This window comes from Gluconobacter sp. NFX36 (assembly GCF_049887835.1).
Lineage (GTDB): Bacteria > Pseudomonadota > Alphaproteobacteria > Acetobacterales > Acetobacteraceae > Gluconobacter > Gluconobacter japonicus_A.
In genome coordinates this window covers 1-18,267 of record NZ_JAGEKJ010000010.1, presented here as the reverse complement: position 1 = coordinate 18,267, position 18,267 = coordinate 1, and the positions used below count along the sequence as shown (strand labels likewise).

General features: G+C 55.0%; 20 protein-coding genes. 9 read left to right on the top strand and 11 right to left on the bottom strand.

Features of this window, described 5'->3' with window-relative positions; all coding sequences use genetic code 11:
• Positions 1 to 4: 4 nt before the first annotated feature.
• Genes J4P41_RS11105 through infA form a run of 4 tightly spaced genes read right to left on the bottom strand, consistent with a single transcriptional unit; the run spans position 5 to position 2,100 of the window.
• Entirely contained in the window at positions 5 to 181 is a 177-nt protein-coding gene (locus J4P41_RS11105; RefSeq protein WP_007282899.1) for a DNA gyrase inhibitor YacG, read from the bottom strand.
• On the bottom strand, positions 178 to 1,224 hold the full coding sequence (locus J4P41_RS11100; protein WP_426067181.1) for a ribonuclease E/G: 1,047 nt from the start codon (positions 1,222 to 1,224) through the stop codon (positions 178 to 180). Before J4P41_RS11100 ends, J4P41_RS11105 begins: the two co-directional genes overlap by 4 nt.
• Positions 1,221 to 1,868 (bottom strand): Maf family protein, encoded by a 648-nt coding sequence (locus J4P41_RS11095; protein ID WP_426067180.1) that lies wholly within the window; start codon positions 1,866 to 1,868, stop codon positions 1,221 to 1,223. Before J4P41_RS11095 ends, J4P41_RS11100 begins: the two co-directional genes overlap by 4 nt.
• Positions 1,869 to 1,881: 13 nt before the next feature.
• Complete coding sequence (gene infA / locus J4P41_RS11090; protein WP_007282896.1) at positions 1,882 to 2,100, bottom strand: translation initiation factor IF-1; 219 nt, start codon at positions 2,098 to 2,100, stop codon at positions 1,882 to 1,884.
• 279 nt (positions 2,101 to 2,379) lie between these two features.
• Between infA and J4P41_RS11085 the strand changes: the two genes are divergently transcribed.
• Positions 2,380 to 3,228, top strand: coding sequence for a DUF6311 domain-containing protein (locus tag J4P41_RS11085; RefSeq protein WP_426067179.1), 849 nt, complete (start codon positions 2,380 to 2,382; stop codon positions 3,226 to 3,228).
• Between the two features lie 749 nt (positions 3,229 to 3,977).
• Here J4P41_RS11085 and hisD read toward each other — a convergent pair.
• Both hisD and hisG read right to left on the bottom strand, forming a co-directional pair.
• Positions 3,978 to 5,276 carry a histidinol dehydrogenase gene (gene hisD / locus J4P41_RS11080; RefSeq protein WP_426067178.1) on the bottom strand — a complete coding sequence of 433 codons (1,299 nt, stop codon included), beginning with the start codon at positions 5,274 to 5,276 and terminating at the stop codon, positions 3,978 to 3,980.
• Entirely contained in the window at positions 5,273 to 5,977 is a 705-nt protein-coding gene (gene hisG, locus J4P41_RS11075) for an ATP phosphoribosyltransferase (protein ID WP_426067177.1), read from the bottom strand. The genes hisD and hisG overlap by 4 nt, the downstream gene beginning before the upstream one ends.
• A 118-nt stretch (positions 5,978 to 6,095) precedes the next feature.
• Here hisG and J4P41_RS11070 point away from each other — a divergent pair, with 118 nt between their 5' ends.
• Both J4P41_RS11070 and J4P41_RS11065 read left to right on the top strand, forming a co-directional pair.
• Positions 6,096 to 6,539, top strand: coding sequence for a GntR family transcriptional regulator (locus J4P41_RS11070; RefSeq protein WP_426067176.1), 444 nt, complete (start codon positions 6,096 to 6,098; stop codon positions 6,537 to 6,539).
• Positions 6,536 to 7,459: an SPFH domain-containing protein gene (locus tag J4P41_RS11065; RefSeq protein WP_426067175.1), complete on the top strand. Its 924-nt coding sequence runs from the start codon at positions 6,536 to 6,538 to the stop codon at positions 7,457 to 7,459. Before J4P41_RS11070 ends, J4P41_RS11065 begins: the two co-directional genes overlap by 4 nt.
• A gap of 2 nt (positions 7,460 to 7,461) precedes the next feature.
• Here J4P41_RS11065 and J4P41_RS11060 read toward each other — a convergent pair whose 3' ends face one another.
• Positions 7,462 to 8,367: a LysR family transcriptional regulator gene (locus tag J4P41_RS11060; RefSeq protein WP_426067173.1), complete on the bottom strand. Its 906-nt coding sequence runs from the start codon at positions 8,365 to 8,367 to the stop codon at positions 7,462 to 7,464.
• A 129-nt stretch (positions 8,368 to 8,496) separates the two neighbouring features.
• On the opposite strand from J4P41_RS11060, the gene J4P41_RS11055 reads away from it, so the two are divergent.
• The gene (locus J4P41_RS11055) at positions 8,497 to 9,270 is read left to right on the top strand and encodes an SDR family oxidoreductase (RefSeq protein ID WP_023944324.1); all 774 of its coding nucleotides are present in this window, start codon (positions 8,497 to 8,499) and stop codon (positions 9,268 to 9,270) included.
• 44 nt (positions 9,271 to 9,314) lie between these two features.
• Here the strand turns inward: J4P41_RS11055 and J4P41_RS11050 are convergent, their stop codons facing one another.
• The 3 genes from J4P41_RS11050 to J4P41_RS11040 form a co-directional block, all read right to left on the bottom strand.
• The gene (locus J4P41_RS11050) at positions 9,315 to 11,921 is read right to left on the bottom strand and encodes a TonB-dependent receptor plug domain-containing protein (protein WP_426067172.1); all 2,607 of its coding nucleotides are present in this window, start codon (positions 11,919 to 11,921) and stop codon (positions 9,315 to 9,317) included.
• A gap of 185 nt (positions 11,922 to 12,106) precedes the next feature.
• Positions 12,107 to 12,739, bottom strand: a complete 633-nt coding sequence (gene gmk, locus J4P41_RS11045) for a guanylate kinase (RefSeq protein ID WP_211567942.1) — start codon at positions 12,737 to 12,739, stop codon at positions 12,107 to 12,109.
• 95 nt (positions 12,740 to 12,834) lie between these two features.
• Positions 12,835 to 14,100, bottom strand: a complete 1,266-nt coding sequence (locus J4P41_RS11040; protein WP_211567943.1) for an AI-2E family transporter — start codon at positions 14,098 to 14,100, stop codon at positions 12,835 to 12,837.
• A 174-nt stretch (positions 14,101 to 14,274) separates the two neighbouring features.
• On the opposite strand from J4P41_RS11040, the gene pqqA reads away from it, so the two are divergent.
• The 5 genes from pqqA (at position 14,275) to pqqE (ending at position 17,414) form a co-directional block, all read left to right on the top strand.
• The gene (pqqA, locus tag J4P41_RS11035; RefSeq protein ID WP_010502998.1) at positions 14,275 to 14,355 is read left to right on the top strand and encodes a pyrroloquinoline quinone precursor peptide PqqA; all 81 of its coding nucleotides are present in this window, start codon (positions 14,275 to 14,277) and stop codon (positions 14,353 to 14,355) included.
• 89 nt (positions 14,356 to 14,444) lie between these two features.
• The gene (gene pqqB, locus J4P41_RS11030) at positions 14,445 to 15,359 is read left to right on the top strand and encodes a pyrroloquinoline quinone biosynthesis protein PqqB (protein WP_426067171.1); all 915 of its coding nucleotides are present in this window, start codon (positions 14,445 to 14,447) and stop codon (positions 15,357 to 15,359) included.
• Complete coding sequence (gene pqqC / locus J4P41_RS11025) at positions 15,356 to 16,075, top strand: pyrroloquinoline-quinone synthase PqqC (protein WP_426067170.1); 720 nt, start codon at positions 15,356 to 15,358, stop codon at positions 16,073 to 16,075. The genes pqqB and pqqC overlap by 4 nt, the downstream gene beginning before the upstream one ends.
• Positions 16,072 to 16,347, top strand: a complete 276-nt coding sequence (gene pqqD, locus J4P41_RS11020; RefSeq protein WP_426067168.1) for a pyrroloquinoline quinone biosynthesis peptide chaperone PqqD — start codon at positions 16,072 to 16,074, stop codon at positions 16,345 to 16,347. Before pqqC ends, pqqD begins: the two co-directional genes overlap by 4 nt.
• Positions 16,344 to 17,414, top strand: coding sequence for a pyrroloquinoline quinone biosynthesis protein PqqE (gene pqqE / locus J4P41_RS11015; RefSeq protein WP_426067166.1), 1,071 nt, complete (start codon positions 16,344 to 16,346; stop codon positions 17,412 to 17,414). Before pqqD ends, pqqE begins: the two co-directional genes overlap by 4 nt.
• Positions 17,415 to 17,487: 73 nt before the next feature.
• Here the strand turns inward: pqqE and J4P41_RS11010 are convergent.
• Positions 17,488 to 18,267, bottom strand: a 780-nt coding sequence (locus tag J4P41_RS11010) for a discoidin domain-containing protein (RefSeq protein ID WP_426067165.1), incomplete at its 5' end; no start/stop codon positions are given.

Genomic DNA, 18,267 nt, shown 5'->3' with positions numbered 1-18,267 from the left:
GGGATCAACCCTTCGATTCAGGATTATCGTCCAGCTCTTCTTCATTGTCCTGTCTGAAAGAGGGAACGCGGTAATTTCCACTGAACCAGCGGCCCAGATCCACATCCGCGCAGTGGCGCGAACAGAATGGCCGGAAGGCGGCTTCCGTGGGGCGGTGACAGATGGGGCAGGTTGCACTCATGACAGGCTCCAGCTTTCAGGCGCCGCGTTCGGGTTCAGAACCAGCTCTATTGGAGCGGCGCGGCGGGATATGAAATCGTTCAGGGCATCCGGGTCACTTTCCAGTGCCCGGATGAGGGGGATAGATGCCGTCAGAACGCGGCCTTTCCGCTCTTCCCGCAGAATGGTGCGTAACGCTGCCAGCGCCCTGCCATGTGGGGAGGACAGCAGTTCATGCAAGGGGGGACGTTTGCGTGGGCGGGTGACTTCCAGCAGGCCCGACGGTGTTGCGCCCAGAACCTGAGGCTTGAGCGGGTCCAGCGCCATGACGTCGCGAAGGAAGCTGACCAGCGCAGGTCTTTTGCGCGTCTTGACGCCTGCGGGGTCGATGAGCAGCGTGCCGGAGAGATTTCTGAGACGGATCTGCTGGCTTAATGCAGGAAAGCTGGCGACATTTCCTTTGAAGTCGGGGTTGGCGTTACTATCGAGATCAATCGCAATAAGCGCGGGAGTGGGAAAGAAGCTAGCGGTTAGCAGGCCCAGATCAGCCGTTTCAGACCGCAGTTCCTCGAATTCGCTCTCTAAGGTGCTGTCAAAGGCTCGCTGGCATCGCTGGAGTCTTGGGCGCAGTCGCACAGGCAGTCGTGCTGCGATGCCGGGGTCATCAATATGGAGCCGCGCATCAGGATACCGGTCTGCCAGCTCTTCCAGAGGCGTCGGACCTCGGGCGATGAGGCGTGGTGTATTGTCGCTGTCTTGAAGAGGCTCTTCTGCCTTGCGAAAGCGCAGGCCTTTCCCGTTCTGTGCAGAGCGACTGACACGGACCGAGACAAGTTGTCCCTGTATCAGCGTATCGCGGCAGGAAAGAAAGCCGCTTTCCCCGTCATGGAGCGTGATGAAGGCCCCACCCAGAGCCGATGCTACAGTCTGAACGCGTGCGATATGCCAGTCGTCGAGACCATCGGGGCGCCCTGGGCGCCAGAGCCCGATATCGAGAAGCGTATCCTGGTCCGTGACAGCAATCCGTACCTCGCCCGGGGAACAGGCGGCGCGGATTTCAATCACGCGATCCACCCACCCTGACGACGGGGCTGCCCGCGGAGAAGCTGTGCCGTTTCAAACAGCGGAAGCCCGACCACGGCGGAGTAGCTGCCTCCGATCTGGCGGATATGTGCTGCTGCGGCGCCCTGAATGGCATACCCGCCAGCTTTACCTTGCCAGTCACCGTGAGCGATCAGGGCATCAATCTGAGTGTCTGTTAGGCGATGGAACGTAACGGACGTTTCCACCAGACGCTCGTTGGCCACGCCGTCCACCCAACCCACGGTCGGGCGAAGGGCAACAGCCGTCAGAACCTTGTGGTTCCGGCCAGACAGGAGGCGGAGACAGGCGCGAGCTGTCTTTTCGTCTTCCGCCTTGGGAAGAATCCGTCGTCCTACAGCCACAACGGTATCAGCCCCGATGATGAGAGCGGCATCCTGACGCTGCGATGCTGCATGATCTGCCTTCGCGCGGGCCAGACGCTGCGCCAGCGCACGGGGCAGTTCACCTGGGCGGGGTTCTTCATCCACGTCCGTGCTGACGACGTCATCTGGCACGATGCCGATCTGACCCAGAAGGGCGAGACGGCGGGGAGAGGCCGAAGCCAGAACAAGCGCCGGGCGCTTCAGACTGTCAGAGTCCGACAGTGAAGGCTGGGAGGGGGCCATGCGCCGCAGTCTCTTACTTGAAGCGGAAGGTGATCCGGCCCTTGGAGAGATCGTATGGCGTCATTTCAACATTCACGCGGTCACCAGCCAGAACGCGGATACGGTTCTTGCGCATCTTGCCGCTCGTATGAGCGAGAATGGTGTGCTCGTTGTCGAGCGTGACGCGGAACATGGCGTTTGGCAGCAGTTCCATGACGGTGCCGGTGAACTCGATGAGGTCTTCTTTTGACATGAGAATCCTTGGTACAGAGACAGGGTAGAGGTCTGCGCGAGGCAGTGGCGCCGATGGGAGCCTGAAAATCCAGTTCCGCTATGTGCGGACTGTCGGGCCAAACGTCAAGCTTGACGCAGCTTTTGGGGCATTTTTGCAGGAAAAGATCGGTTCTCTTCGTTCAAGGATGCGTTTTGTTAACGTACTTCCCCAGGATTGGCTGCTGACTGGGAGTCTCTTGTCGTGAAGGCTGGGGCAGCGCAATCATCTACGGATTAGTCCCGCCTGACGAAGGAAAGCATGAAACCGTTTCGTAACAGAGTGCCTTCACTGGTTTGGACCATTATTGTCGCCCTTTTCCTGGGGGGAGCGGAAGGCATTCATTTGGTTTCGCTGGAGAGTCTGAGCCGCTTTCCGGTATTTCAGGATGGAATCCAGGCTGTGGCTGGGCAACGTTATTTTCTGAATGATGTTTGGCACTGGCCCTTGCTGGACACGAAATTTCTTTTTGCTCCGAAGGGAGCAAGCGTGGCGATGACAGACAGCACGCCTTTGCTGCTTCTGTTGTTCAAACCTTTCATTGTACTGCTTCCTGTAGGTTTTGTACCTTACAGGTTCTGGTTGATATTCTGTTTTGTTATGCAGGCTGTATCAGCTGTTTTAGCTCTTGCGGCTGCCGGAGAACGTCGAGTCCTCGCCTTGATTGCCGGTGCTGCCATGGCGCTCTGTATACCATTTTTTCTAGGCCGTATCATTCACCTTAGCCTGATGGGCCAGTTCCTGCTTCTTCTGGCTTTCGCGCTCTATTTTTCGCTTGTGCAAGGCAGAACATGGGCTCTGGTTTTAACACCGTTTTTTCTTGGGATTTGTCTGCTCATTCATCCCATTTTGATGTTGCTGGCCTTTGGAACTATTGCATCCTCGTTTTTAACGCTGCTGTGGATGCGGCGGAAGGAATGGCGTGCTGTTGCACGCACCTGCGCGGGAAGCGCAGCCCTTATTTTAGTCATGAGTAAAATGTTGGGATATTTTCGCTATGCCCATGGCGCTGGGGGGTATGGATTGTTTTCCATGAACCTCCTGTCACCGGTCTGGCCGATGCAATCGGACTTGCTAAAGCATTTTCCTAGGCTGCATTACGGTCTGTAGACCCAGTCCTTTGAAGGATATGTTTATCTTGGAGGGGGGCTGCTTGCTCTTCTGATCTGCGATTTTGTGTTTTGCAGGCGGATATTACTGAACGCTGCAAAGCGACATGCTGGATTATCGTTCTTTCTGAGTCTTATGATGCTCTATGCAATTTCCAACACCGGATATGCAGGACCTTACAAGCTTTGGCATATTTCCCTGTTGCCGCCGCTTGCAGATGTTTTTCGATCGAGTGGGCGGTGTTTCTGGCCAGTAGGTTACGGGCTCTTGATTGCGGCTATCCGTTCATCCCGTGCTTTCTCAAGGCCTGTCGGGAGCGCGGTGTTGGTTCTCTGCGCACTGTTACAGTTTTTGGATACGCGTTCCTTAAGGGCGCAGGCGCATGATCTTTGGAATGCAGATTTTCCCATTACGCCTGATACACTGGTTCTGACTGGGCTGATCACATCCTCGCGTCAGGTGGCTGTTTATCCCGTATCAGGTTGTGGACTGGACCTTTATGGGCCCGATGCGGATAGGATCATGACCGTTTTTCGCCTGTCTGCTGAACAAGGTAGGCCGATCAACACATTTTACTTGTCTCGCACGCCTAAAGAATTGTTATGCAATCATGAAATGCCGACTACCGAGCAACAGCCTGGGACACTTGAGGCCTATGTAGGGGGATTTCAGCCTGCACAGGGGCGTCGTTGTCAGGAAGTGAGTGGGATGAAGATCTGCCCGTCGCGGTAGAACGACGGGCAGACGTGTCAGATCCCAAGCTGATCCAGACGCAGACTGAGGCTCAGGGCGTGTGCGTCCAGACCCTCGGCCTGTGCCAGTGCCACGCCGGCTGGGCCGATCTTTTTCAGGCCAGATTCATCGGCTTCGATGGTTGTCGTACGCTTGATGAAGTCAAAGACGGACAGGCCGGATGCAAAGCGGGCTGTACGGCTTGTGGGCAGAACGTGATTGGGACCACCGACATAGTCGCCTACGGCTTCCGGGCAATACCGTCCCATGAAGATGGCGCCTGCGTGGCGTACGAGCGCACTGAAGGCGCGGGGTTCGTCCAGCAGGACTTCCAGATGTTCAGGGGCCAACTGGTTTACGATGCGTGCGGCTTCGTTCAGATCTTTCACGACAATGATTGCGCCGTGGTCAGCCCAGCTTTTTGCTGCGATGGCTGTGCGGGGGAGTGTCTGAAGTTCCGTCAAAACGGCCTGACTCACGGCGTCCCCGAAAGCGGCATCGGTCGTAATGAGGATAGCCTGGGCCTGCTCGTCATGTTCGGCCTGTGCCAGCAGGTCGATTGCGGCCAGACGCGGATCGTTGTTGCCGTCCGCCACGACGACGACTTCCGACGGCCCGGCGATGCTGTCGATGCCAACGTGGCCGAAGACCTGGCGCTTGGCTTCGGCCACGAAGGCGTTGCCTGGTCCGACGATACGATCAACCGGCGCAATACGCTCCGTGCCATAGGCCATGGCACCCACAGCCTGCGCGCCGCCAATGCGATAGATTTCTTCAACACCACACAGACGGGCGGCGGCCAGAACCAGTGGATTCAGCACACCATCGGGCGAGGGAACGCACATGGCCACGCGCTGCACACCTGCCACACGAGCGGGTAGCGCATTCATCAGAACGGAGGACGGATAGGCTGCTTTGCCACCAGGAACATAGAGGCCGACAGCATCCAGGGCGGTCCAGCGCATGCCAAGACGAATGCCCTCTTCATCCGTGAAATCCAGATCTTTTGGCATCTGTGCTGCATGGAAGGCTTCGATGCGGCGGGCGGCTGTCTTGAGAGCTTCCATCAGATCCGCAGGCACACGGTCTGCCTCGCGGGCAATCTCTTCCGCGCTGATCCGTAGTTTGTCAGCCGGAAGCGTCAGACGATCAAAACGGGCTGTATAGTCACACAGCGCTTCGTCCCCACGGGCACGGACATCCGCCAGAATGGCGCGGACCGGTTCGGCGACGCTCCGTTCCTCACTGCTGCGATCAGCCATTAGACTGGCAAAATCGTTTTCGAAACCGGCGTTGAGAGTATTGAGGCGCTTCATTTCGCTGCTGCTTCTTCGCTCAGGGCGGCGCGGAACCGTTCGATCAGAAGGCCAATTTCCTCGGGCCGTGTCTTAAGGGCTACCCGGTTGACGATCAGACGACTTGTGACGTGTGCGATGGTCTCTGTCTCCATCAGACCATTGGCGCGGAGGGTGGAACCGGTATCCACGAGATCCACGATGACGCTGGCCAGATCGAGTGTCGGCGCAAGCTCCATGGCACCGTTCAGATGTACAATTTCTGCATTGATGGCGCGGGAGGCGAAGTGACGGCGGGCAATGGTCGGATATTTTGTTGCGACACGCAGGCGGGACTGATAGGCGGCCGGATCTTCGATCACAGTTTTGGGGCGTGCGACGGAGATACGGCAGCCGCCGATCCCGAGATCCAGGGGCGCATAGATGTCTGGATAATCGAATTCCATGAGAACATCAGCCCCACAGACGCCAATGTGCGCGCCGCCATAAGCCACGAAGGTCGCCACGTCGAAAGAGCGGACGCGGACGACATCCAGATTGGGGTAGGATGTTCCGAACCGCAGGCGGCGGCTGCTTTCTTCAAGGCAATCCGCATCCGGCTCGATACCGGTTCGTTTCAGAACAGGGGCCAACGCCTTGAGAATCCGCCCTTTCGGGAGGGCGAGGATCAGCGGAGAGCCGCTCCGGTCTGAAGTGTCCGTTTCGGTCTGAGGCGCTGTCATGAGGCGTCTGTCCTTGCTGTCCGCAGCCAATGAAAAGAGAACAGCAGCGCATATCACGAAGCGCCGGTCTTCCAAAATTTCTTGACGGAAAGATTGCGATGATGACTATCTTGTATGTATGTCTGCAAACATAGAGACACTACTGTTTCCCACGCCGCTTCTGATGACCGGAGGTTTGCCGCTTCGTGTTCAGATGCGGGAGCGTATTCTGACGGCTATAGGGTCCGGGCTGCTCAAACCCGGAGACCGGTTGCCGACAATGCGGGCGCTCTCTGTCCATCTTCAGGTCGATCTCAATACGGTTCAGCGTGCTTACGCGGAACTAGAGCGACTTGGAGCCATCGAGACGTTCCGGGCGCGTGGCAGTTTTGTTAGCATCCATCCGCCCCAGCCAGATCCAGGTCTGAGGGAGCGCGAGGTCATGGATCTCGCAGCTTCGACGATTGCCCGAAGCCATGCTCTGGGGCTTGAGCCAGACCATGTTCTTCAGGCGATGAAGACACTTCTGGAGTCTTCATCTTCTATTGCGCCAGTGTCGGGCGCCGGAAAGGGACAGTCATGATTCAGTATCCAACATTTCCGTCGTCCTCATCCCGAAGAGGTCGTGGGTTGCCCTTCAACGGGCTGGCAGCGGCACTGGCGATCCTGTGCTTTCTAATCGGGGTGGGTCTTCAGCTTGCGACCCGCCAGATCGGATTTGTCATCGCTGGCGCAATTGTAGGGGTGTTTATTCTTCTGTCTCTGAAGATGTGCAATGCCTGGCAACGGGCGCTGGTTCTTCGTGCAGGCAAGATCCAGGGACTGCGTGGGCCGGGTTTGTTTCTGATTATTCCGTTTGTTGATCAGATTAGTGAAGTGGTCGACCAGCGTATCCGAACAGTGCCTGTCCACACACGTCAGACTTTGACGCGCGATACAACACCCGTGGATGTGGATGCGGTCGTATTCTGGATGGTGCATGATCCGTTGCGGGCTATTACAGAACTGGATGACTATGAAGGCTCGGTCTCCATGGTGGCGCTGACGACCCTGCGCGAAGTGGTCAGCAGTTCGGATCTGGCCGTTTTGCTGGAAGATCGCAGACGCATTGATGATGAATTGCGAGACCTGATCGAGGTTAAGACCCGGGAATGGGGTGTTACGGTTCAGGCCGTGGAAATCCGCGATGTTCAGTTGCCTGACAATCTGCAGGACGCCATGAGTCGACAGGCGCAGGCTGAACGTGAGCGTGCAGCCCGGGTAACGCTTGCAAGTGCGGAACGACAGGTGGCTGTGGAACTGGCCGCTGCGGCTAAGACGTATGAAGCTTCGCCCATCGCGCTCCAGATTCTTCAGATCAATCGCGTTTTTGAAATGAACAAGAACCGCGGGACGACCATCCTGATGCCGACGACAATGGCGGATGCGATGGGGAATGCCACGGCTTTCGCGGCGGCTGTTCAGGCCGCTGCGCAAACGGATCCTGACACGACAGCGGAATAAATTCAGTCCGGAAGCACGTGACATTTGAGGAGACGCTCCAGCCACTCCACGAATGTGGTGACCCTGTCCGCTGTATGATGTCTGTGGGGATAGAGAATAGACATCGGCAAGGGCTCTGCGCACCATTCTGGCATGACGCTTACAAGCTCTCCGTTTCGAAGATGCTCTTGCACGTCATAGGCAGGAACCTGGATTAATCCCATTCCTGCAAGGCAACCTGCAATCAGGGCTTCCGCATTATCAACCGTGATGTGGGCTGGAGGAAGGGTAGATTTATTTGCGCCATTTTCCATCCATTCCCAAGGTTCTACACGACCCGTCACAGGAGATGCGTAGCGGATAACATGATGACGGGTCAGGTCATCCGGGTGCGCCGGGATGCCAGACTGCTCCAGATAAGCGGGGCTTGCGACATTCAGAAGGCTGAGTTCGCCTATCCTGCGGCTGATAAGTTCTGAGTCCTGAAGTGGCCCGACCCTCAGAACACAGTCTGTCTGTTCCTTTACGAGATTGACGGCACGGTCCGTCATGCCAAGTTCGATGCAGAGGTCGGGGTGACAGGACAGAAAATCTGGCAGTGCCGGCGTAACGATCAACCGTCCGATCCGGCCTGGAAGATTGACGCGTAAAACACCTGAAAGCCCATCGGTTTTTTTTCGAAACAAAGTATCGATGTCTTCCACATCTGCGACAAGTCGCAGACAGTGCTCATAGAGTTTTTTGCCATCCTGCGTGAGAGAGACGGCGCGGGTGGTTCTGGCAAGCAGCCGGGTTCCTGTCCGGATTTCCAGATCCCGGATGGCTGTGGACACAGTGGATCGAGGCATGTTCAATATGTCAGCGGCACGAGTGAAACTGGACGTTTCAACCACTCTGATGAAAATGCGGAAAAGGTCGATCCGATCCAAAAGAACCTCGTCATATTGGGGAAGGTTTGTTCGAAATTCCTGACAGGTATGATCAGGAATAGAGTCTTGGTCCTGTTTCGCAGGACGGTAGCCTGTGGGCCTTAATTGCGAAAGATGGAGACCCCAATCATGGCAGATCATACGTTGAAGGGAAAAACGGCTCTTATCGCCGGTGGTGCCAAAAATCTTGGCGGCCTTATTGCCCGGGACCTTGCGGCTCAAGGTGTGCGTGCCATTGCCATTCACTATAATAGCGCAGAAACAAAAGGCGCCGCGGATGAAACTCTTGCCGCACTTAGGCAGGCTGGCGCCGAGGCCGTAGCCTTCCAGAAAGATCTGAGAACCGCCGCCGGAAACGCAGACCTGTTCAGAGAGACTGTGGCGGCGATTGGCCAGCCGGATATTGCCATCAATACCGTCGGAAAGGTTCTGAAGAAACCGATCGCCGAGACGTCTGAAGATGAATTTGACGAGATGTTCGATGTGAATACGAAGTCGGCATTCTTTTTTATCAAGGAAGCCGGTTTGCATCTCAAAGACAATGGTAAGCTTCTAACGCTCGTCACATCCCTTCTGGGAGCCTACACGCCATTCTATTCCACTTATGCTGGCAGCAAGGCAGCGGTGGAGCATTTTACGCGTGCGGCGTCCAAGGAATATGGAGCGCGTGGTATTTCCGTAAATGCCATTGGCCCTGGACCAATGGATACGCCCTTCTTTTATGGACAGGAAGGCGCGGATGCCGTGGCATACCACAAGACAGCGGCGGCTTTATCCGCACTGAGTAAAACGGGTCTGACGGATATTGAGGATGTTGTACCGTTTGTACGGATGCTTGTGTCTGATGGATGGTGGATGACGGGTCAGACCATTCTCGTCAACGGTGGCTATACGACCAAATAAGAAAAAACCGGTGAGGATATTTTCCTCACCGGTCCTGTTGGGCATTAGAATGTCGCGTTGATACGACCGTAGTAGTAACCGCCGTTTATCGGCACCTGTGCTGAGTTGGAGTCATAGACAGCAGCACCGTAGGAGCTTAGCTCTTCAGGCAGCTTGCGCGGACGAATGTTGAAGACGTTGTTGCCACCAACAGCGACATGCCAATGTTCGTTAAAGCGATAACCAACTTCAAGATCTGTCAGCCAGCGTGGCGTGTTTTTGAATTGGCCAAAGCAGACGTTGGAGTAGCGGAGCGCTCCGCCGGATGCGGGGCAGGTTGCGGAAGCTGGCGTCCAGTCCTGATACGTCATCATGGATGTTGTTTCACCGTAACGGGTCTGGCGAATGTTCAGATCCCATTTTCCAATTGTGTAATAAGCGTTGAGGATAATTTTGCTGCGGGGATAGCCTGTTGTAAGGTAGCCGATCGTCTGTGCATTAAGCAGTGGGCTGCCATTCGTATCACTTGCGACATGATGCATGCGGGTACGGTTCAGGTCTAGCGCCATGCTTAGTGCAAGATTGCCATAACGGTGCAGATGGAACGTATAATCTGCTTTGATATCGAGACCTTGCGTTCGTGTACTTGCTACGTTTGCGAAATAATAAGCAGAAACATTGCTTATATCAAACGAATTGACGGGTAGAGCATAACCCATAGCCTGAATGGCATCGACGGCCGCTTGACCCTTGGTCGTACCACCCTGTGAAATACGATTACGCAGATTGATCTGGTAGACGTCCGCTTCCACATGGAAGCCTTTCACAGGTTCCACCACAACACCACCGCTGGAACTGACAGAATATTCCGGCTTGAGTGGGCTGGCACCAAGAATGCGGGCAGCAGCAGAACTGACGGGAAGCAGACCACTGGCGCTGGTCGGGCTAACGCTCATGGTGCTGTAGTGCTGTTCCGCAAGTGTTGGAGCACGGAAACCGGTGCTGATCGTACCACGGAATGCCAGCCACGGTGTCGCATCATAACGTGTTGAGACCTTGCCGTTCTGGGCATTGCCAACATCCGTGTAGTGTTCAAAGCGTCCTGCGAAATCGAGATCCCAGTGCTTCAACGGATGGAAGTCACCATCGATATAGGCGGCCCAGATGTTACGGCTCCAGGAGCCTGCGTTCTGGGGGCGTAGACCGGCATAACCCTGCGTTCCGCCAACTTCATAGGATGCGGGTTCGCCCGCAACGATGTCATACATTTCCAAACGATGTTCGCCACCAAAAGCCAGAACCATCGGCACCGTATTGAAAATGTTGATCTTGCGTCGGAAGTCCAGATTGTTGGTCCACTGCGCGTTACGATAGTTCAGTGCACGAACAGTCGTTGGAGACCAACCGCAACCGCTTGAGGAATAATTGGCCACGTTACCGTTATTGCAGGTCGATCCCAGCATACCGGTATTGGCTGTGTTCTTGTTGCTGATTTTGTCCTGGTCGGCGCCATAAACGGTGCTCAGATCCCAATCGAAGCCATAAAAATCGTGCCCTTTGAGACCAAGTTCTCCTGCATAATCATCTTCGTCAATGACTTCGAGCGGCGAGAAACCGGATGGGTAAAGTGTTGGTGCAATGCTGGGAACGCGATAATTCTGAATGGCTTCGGCATGACGGTGGGCATATGTAACCTGCCCATAGAAATCGATTTTCTCTGTAATGGGCTTTCCGAAATCAATACCCAGATTTTCACGGGTTTCTTCCGGGGTGCTCATGATTTTGTTGGAGTCTGTGGGCACGCCTCGCGCGTTAGCCACAACGCCGGTGTAATAACCGTTCGTGTTGGCTCCTGCAGGCCAGTACCCCAGAAGACGATGATCTTTTGCTCCTGCAACGAAATGGTCTGTATGATAGACCTGCCCGCTGATGTGCATGAAGCCATCGTGGCCAAGTTTGAAGCCACCATCTGCATTAAGCTGGTACTGCCACCCATCACCGTTATAGGCATTGGCACCAGTCTGTGCAGACATGTTCAGACCATGGTCCTGCTTTTTGGTAATAATATTCACCACGCCAGCAATCGCGTCCGAACCATACATTGCGGCGGCGCCGTCTTCGAGAACCTCAATGTGGTCGATCATGTTGGCCGGGATCATATTGAGATCAACCGGTGTGGAACCAAACTGTGGTCCGGCATTCTGCACGATATTGGCCGTGACGTGACGACGCTTTCCATCAATCAGGATCAAAACCTGGTTCGGATTCAGTCCGCGCATTCGTATAGAGGACGTCAGAGCAGCCGTATCGCTTCCCTTGGCAGAGACGTTGATCGAGGCGTAGGTTCGCGTCAGTGCGTCAGCCAGATTCATTTGACCTGAGCGACGAAGTGTAGCGGCTGTTACGACAGTCACCGGACTTGTGCTTTCACGCGCATGCTTATTGCTTGCATGCGTTCCCGTAACGATCATGGTTTCGTTGTTGCCAGCCTGCGTTGCCTGGGGATGAACAATCTGTTGCTTTGTCCTGGACAGCGTCCTGTTGGTATGGCTGGCTGCTCGATAAGGAGGCGCCTGAACAACGGTAGGATCTGTTGCTGCGAGAGCTTGTGATTCTACGGAAGATGCCAGTAGGGATGTTGTTGCAAGAAAAAAGAGACGTCTTGATGACATACTGGCGACTCCCGGAACGGAATTTGATGCAGCTGATGCTGTCCCGGTAATTCATAATGAAATCGTTACGATATACTATGATAATTATTATTTCGTAATGTTTTGTCGTTTTGTGGGTAGGTCATAAAAAGGCTGCCGTTATCTGAGGGCAGCCTTGCAGGCACTCTATGTGAAGATAGGACCAATCAGCGCGAAGGATTAAATCCCGCTACAACATTCACAAGGTTCCGTTGACGTCGCGTGGTGAGCCGTGCCGCTGTTAGAACGGACCGCGCCTGAGAGATGGCGGTATCGAGATCGGAGTTGACAATCGTATGATCGAACTCTGCCCAATGCGAGATTTCATTGAGTGCAGCGTTCATGCGCTTTTCGATTTCAGAAGGGTCGTCAGAGGCGCGCTTGTGAAGGCGACGTTCGAGTTCTTCCAGAGAGGGAGGCAAAACGAACAAGCTTACAACATCTTCCGGAAGCGCAGCACGCAATTGCCTATGCCCTTGCCAGTCGATGTCGAACACCATGTCATAACCAGCATCCAGGGCTTCCTCTACGGGGGATCGAGGAGTGCCGTACCCACGGCCGAAGACTTCTGCCCATTCGAGAAGGTCGCCGCCCTCAGCCATCGCACGAAAGGCTTCGATATCCCGGAAGTGATAGTGAATGCCCTCTACTTCACCGGGGCGAGGGCTCCGCGTCGTCACAGAGACAGAATGCTTGAGGCTGGGTTCTGACGCACGCAGGGCATTGGCGATCGTGGATTTACCCGCACCGGAGGGGGCTGAGATCACCAGACAGACGCCGCGTCGGGACTGTTTGGTCATGGAGGTCTCCTTGAGATGGTTCCTGTGCCGGACAATGCCGCAGCCTCTACCCCGAAAACCCCCTGTCTGACCAGATGTTCCTCAAATCAACCTTCTTAGGGTTCGGACTGAAGTTGTGCCGTGATGGCGCTGCTGAGTGACCGTCTGCGGGAGCCGCCCAGAATATGTCCAAGCGGGGCGAGGACTTCGATATGATCACAGACAATCTTGAAGACCGCGAGCATTGGAACGGACAGGAACGCGCCAGAAATTCCCCACATCCAGTCCCAGAAGAGCAGTGATCCCATAACAAAAACGGGGTTGAGCGTAAAACGCCGAGCCAGCAGCATCGGCGTAATCGTTTCGCCTTCCAGCACATGGATCAGCAGGTAGATGGATGGGGGAACTAGTGCGTAAAGCAGGGATGGAAAGGTAAAGAGCCCTACGAAAAAATATACCACAACACCCGTAAGCGGGCCGATGATGGGGATATAATTCAATAGAAAAGCCAAAACACCCCAGAGCAGAGGGTTGGGCATTCCCGTCGCCCAGCACTGGATCATGTTCGCCAGACCCACCAGGAAATTCATCATGGTGATGGTCGCCAAATAAAGAGATACGTTCCGCTCAATCTGGGTTGTGATCTGAACCAACCGGCGCTTCTTCCGAAAGGTCGGCATGATTTCCACAATACGCCGAAGCAGTGTGTCTCCCTCTGTCATGAGAAAGAACAGCATCAGCAGCATGGAGAAAAATCCTCCAGCGACTTCCCGTGTGCCGGCAAGAACAGAGGTGCCCAACTTGCTTAACGCTGTCTCCCCGCCAATAGGGCCAGCGACGGCATGAGAGCCTGATGGCCGATACCCGCCAAACACTCCGGACAGCCGTTGATAGTCCCGCTGTATCATTTCAATAGGGCCACGCAGAACGGCCAGTTTGCTCTGAAGTGCCGGAAGAGTCTGTGGAGCACGGGAGATCCAGCCAGCTGCAGGAACGGAGATCGTCGTGGCAATACCACCCACCACACCAAACATGGCGACGATCAGAAGCAACGCAGCCAGATGCTTGGGGAGGTGGAGCTTCTGTCGAAGGAAACGCATTGGGGCAATCATCATGAGATTGACCACCAGTGCGAAGACGAAAGGCAGAAGAATGGGCGCTGTGAAATACAAAGAATAAAAAACGGCCAGAATCGTCAGGATTAGAACACAGATATCCCGGACGTTCAGATGTTGACGCAATATGTCACGATCCAGCGTGGGGTCCGGCAGATCCTCGTCTTCTTTAACAAAGTCCGAAAGAGGACAAGGGGCGTCATCTTCCGGCGGAAGAGAGCCTTTCTGGCTGGGAAGTGCGGAAGGCTCAGTCGAACGGCCGGACATGTTTGGTGCCTGAATCGGAGGAGATGATGTTCAGGTGAGAAGACCTGACAGAGGACACAGTTGCGTGTTCTGCCCAAAAACCCTCTTGAACTCCAGTGGGAAGAGGTCACTAAATAATGATCAGAGCTGACGGGGGCCTGCTCCGTTGGCGAACCTGGAGCTAGGAGAACAGCCATGGCTTGGAACACGCCGAAAGTTACCGAAATTCCGCTGGGCGCAGAAATCAACTCGTACGTCTGCGGCGAGAAGAAGTAATCATCTTTCCCTTTCTGGGGAAAATGGCGGCCGCCTCCCACAGGGGCGGCCGTTTTTCTGTTGACGCCTACCAGACGGTTTTCTGAAAAATGATTGATGTCATCGTGCTCGGCTCCGCGGCCGGCGGTGGATTCCCGCAATGGAACTCCGCAGCTCCCGGATGTGTCGCTGCCCGCACGCGACAGGGCGCACGCCCTCGCACTCAGGCCTCTATCGCCGTGAGTGCTGATGGAGAACATTGGTTTGTTCTCAATGCCTCCCCGGACCTGCGACAGCAGATCATCGAGATGCCAGCCCTTCACCATCAGGGCAGTCTTCGTGGCACGCCGATCCAGAGTGTCATCCTGACCTGCGGTGAAATCGACGCCATCACGGGCCTGCTGACTCTACGTGAGCGTGAGCCTTTCACGCTGATGGGCAGCGAGTCCACACTAGACCAACTGGCCGCCAATCCCATTTTCGGCGCGCTTGACCCTGCGATTGTCCCGCGTGTGACTCTGAAGCTGGACACGCCGACAGCACTGAACCTGAAAGATGGTACTCCGTCTGGCCTGACGCTGACGGCTTTTGCGGTTCCGGGGAAGGCACCGCTTTACGCTGAGGCTGAAGGTTCGCGGCCTGATGAAACTTTGGGGGTTTCGATCACTGATGGGACACAGACGGTTCTGTTCATTCCCGGCTGTGCCCACATCACACCAGACATTATCGAACGTGCCTCTCAGGCGGATCTCCTGTTTTTCGATGGAACACTCTGGCGCGACGATGAAATGATCCGTGCGGGCCTGAGCCCGAAAACGGGTCAGCGTATGGGGCATGTTTCGGTGCGGGACAGTGGTGGACCAGTCGAGTGTTTCGCGTCCTGTTCAAAACCGCGTAAAGTCTTGATTCACATCAACAACTCGAACCCGGTTCTGATGGAAGACAGTCCGGAACGCAAAGACGTCGAGAACGCGGGGTGGACCGTGTCCGAAGACGGCATGACTTTCAGACTGGAAACACCATGACACTCCTGACACCTGACCAGCTCGAAGCCCGCCTCCGCCAGATCGGGGCTGAGCGTTACCACAACCGTCATCCATTCCATCGCAAGCTGCATGACGGTCTGCTGACAAAGCAGCAGGTTCAGGCCTGGGCCCTGAATCGCTACTATTATCAGGCCAAGATCCCAGCCAAGGACGCAACGCTCCTTGCTCGCCTTCCCACCGCCGAGCTGCGCCGCGAATGGCGTCGCCGTATCGAAGATCATGACGGCACGGAGCCAGGAACAGGTGGTGTCGCCCGATGGCTCGTGTTGACGGATGGTTTGGGTCTTGATCGGGACTACGTGGAGAGCACGGACGGCCTGTTGCCCGCTACGCGCTTTGCCGTGGATGCGTATGTAAATTTCGTACGAGACCGGTCCATACTGGCTGCCATTGCTTCGTCTCTGACCGAGTTGTTTTCCCCAACGATCATCAGCGAACGTGTCTCTGGTATGTTGCGGCACTACGACTTCATTTCTGAGGAAACGCTGGCTTATTTTACGCCGCGCCTCACTCAGGCTCCTCGGGATTCCGATTTTGCGCTGGCGTATGTGAGGGAAAATGCCCGTACACCGGAACAACAGCGTGAAGTTCTGGGCGCCCTGAAGTTCAAGTGTTCCGTTCTGTGGTCCATGCTGGATGCGCTGGATTATGCGTATGTGGAAGACCATATCCCGCCGGGCGCTTTTGTCCCATGAGTGTGACGGAAGACACCGTGCTGTCTTTTGCGCGCGGTCATCGCCTTCAACAAGACCGCGTTCGGGATCTCTGGCTCGTCCAGGCTCCCGAAAAGGCTTTTATTATAGAAGGCGCTGCCCCACATATCTTGGGTCTTGTGGACGGAGAGAGGACTGTCGGCATCATCATTGAGGTGTTGACAGAACAGTTCTCTGCTCCCCGCGAGGTCATCTCAACGGACGTTCTCGCGCTTCTTTCTGATCTGACGGAAAAGGGCGTTCTTCGCGCATGACCTTGCCCCAGCCCCCGATGAGCCTTCTGGCTGAACTAACCCATCGTTGCCCGCTTGCCTGCCCGTATTGTTCTAATCCATTGGATCTGGAGCGGAAGGCGGCAGAGCTGGATACGGCTGGGTGGCGTCGGGTGTTGGAGCAGGCAGCGGAGATGGGTGTTTTACAGGTCCATTTCTCTGGCGGTGAACCTATGGCGCGGCCGGATCTGGTCGAGTTGGTCACGCTCGCGCGAAAGCTGAACCTTTACACCAATCTCATTACATCCGGCGTTCTGCTGGATGCTAACAAACTGGAAGCTCTGGATAAGGCCGGGCTGGATCACATCCAGCTCTCATTTCAGGATGTCACGGAAGAAGGTGCCGAGCGCATTGGTGGCCTGAAAGGTGCGCAGGAGCGCAAGCTGAAGGCTGCTCGGCTGATCGAGGAGTCCGGTATCCCCATGACGCTGAATTTCGTCGTCCATAGGGAAAATGTCGCGCGGATTCCGCAAATGTTTGAGTTAGCGCGTGAACTGAAAGCGGGACGGGTGGAGATCGCCCATACACAATATTATGGCTGGGGCCTGAAAAATCGGGATGCTCTCTTGCCGACCCGAGAACAGCTTGAAGACTCCACGCGGGCCGTTGAAGCTGAACGTGCTAAAGGTGGCTTGGCAATTGATTATGTAACGCCAGACTATCATGCGGACCGACCCAAACCTTGCATGGGTGGTTGGGGGCAGAGATTCGTAAATATCTCCCCCTCCGGCCGTGTTTTGCCCTGTCACGCGGCAGAAATCATTCCCAATGTAACTTTTCCGAATGTTCGGGATGAATCTTTGGCAGAGATCTGGAATAATTCCCGTCTATTCAACATGTTTCGTGGAACGGAATGGATGCCGGAAGCCTGCCGTGTCTGTGATCGCCGGGAGATCGACTGGGGCGGATGTCGTTGTCAGGCATTGGCCCTGACAGGAAATGCGGCGAATATGGATCCGGTCTGTAGCCGCTCCCCATTTCATGACAGAATTGAAGAAGCGGTTACACATGCAGGCGCAACTACTGAATTTGTCTATCGTCGATTGTAACCACACTGGTTGTACGATAGGTCTGAGCCTGGATCCTGTTAGTTGTGAGACAGATGACCTTTCGAGAAATACTTTACAGAGCCGGGCGACCGGAAAGTTCTATCTGTTGCAGGTTCAGAATTCCGTTTTCGAGTAACCGAATACGGAAATAGCGTGTGGCAGCGGGATTGGACGGAGACCAGATAACCTCATTCTGAGGAGCTTCGGAAGGACTTTTCCCGTCCATAACCAGGCGTATGACAGTCCAGATTTTGCCATCGGTAGACGTCTCGAATGCAAAGCGAATAAAGCGCCTGTTCCACCCGGAACGAATGGATATTCTAACGCGCTCAATGACAACCAATCGGTCGAATTCGGCTTTCCACCATGGGTATGGTTCATTTTTGGAGTGGATGCTGTAATCGTCTGCCCCTACAAAAAGAGACGAAGCTTCTACCTGTGTGTCATCTGATTGTGAGTAGGAGGAAACTGTACTCATGTCAGCTATGGCATAAGGAGACAGATCCTGAGTTGACCCTAGCGGCAGCGACTGTGCTTTTAAGGAGCGTAGATGCAGGCAATCATTGGACAGACTGGTAATACGAAGAAAACGTGCTGAAGGCGGTGCTCTGAAGGTAACAAAAATCGTCTTGTCTGTAGGGTGATTGGAAAGTTCAAAAGATTCGGTACGCCATATTTCGCTATCAAGGCTGGTTTCAATAGTGAAGTCATCAAAACGCTCAGAATGGAGATGGAGGGTTCGAAAAACCTTCTGGATTTGAGGGTTCCTCTGTGATTCCATCTCTCCTGCGTTGATTGGGGATGATGGCAGATGAAGCAGCCTGGTTTCTTTGATGTTGAAGAGCGGCTGGCC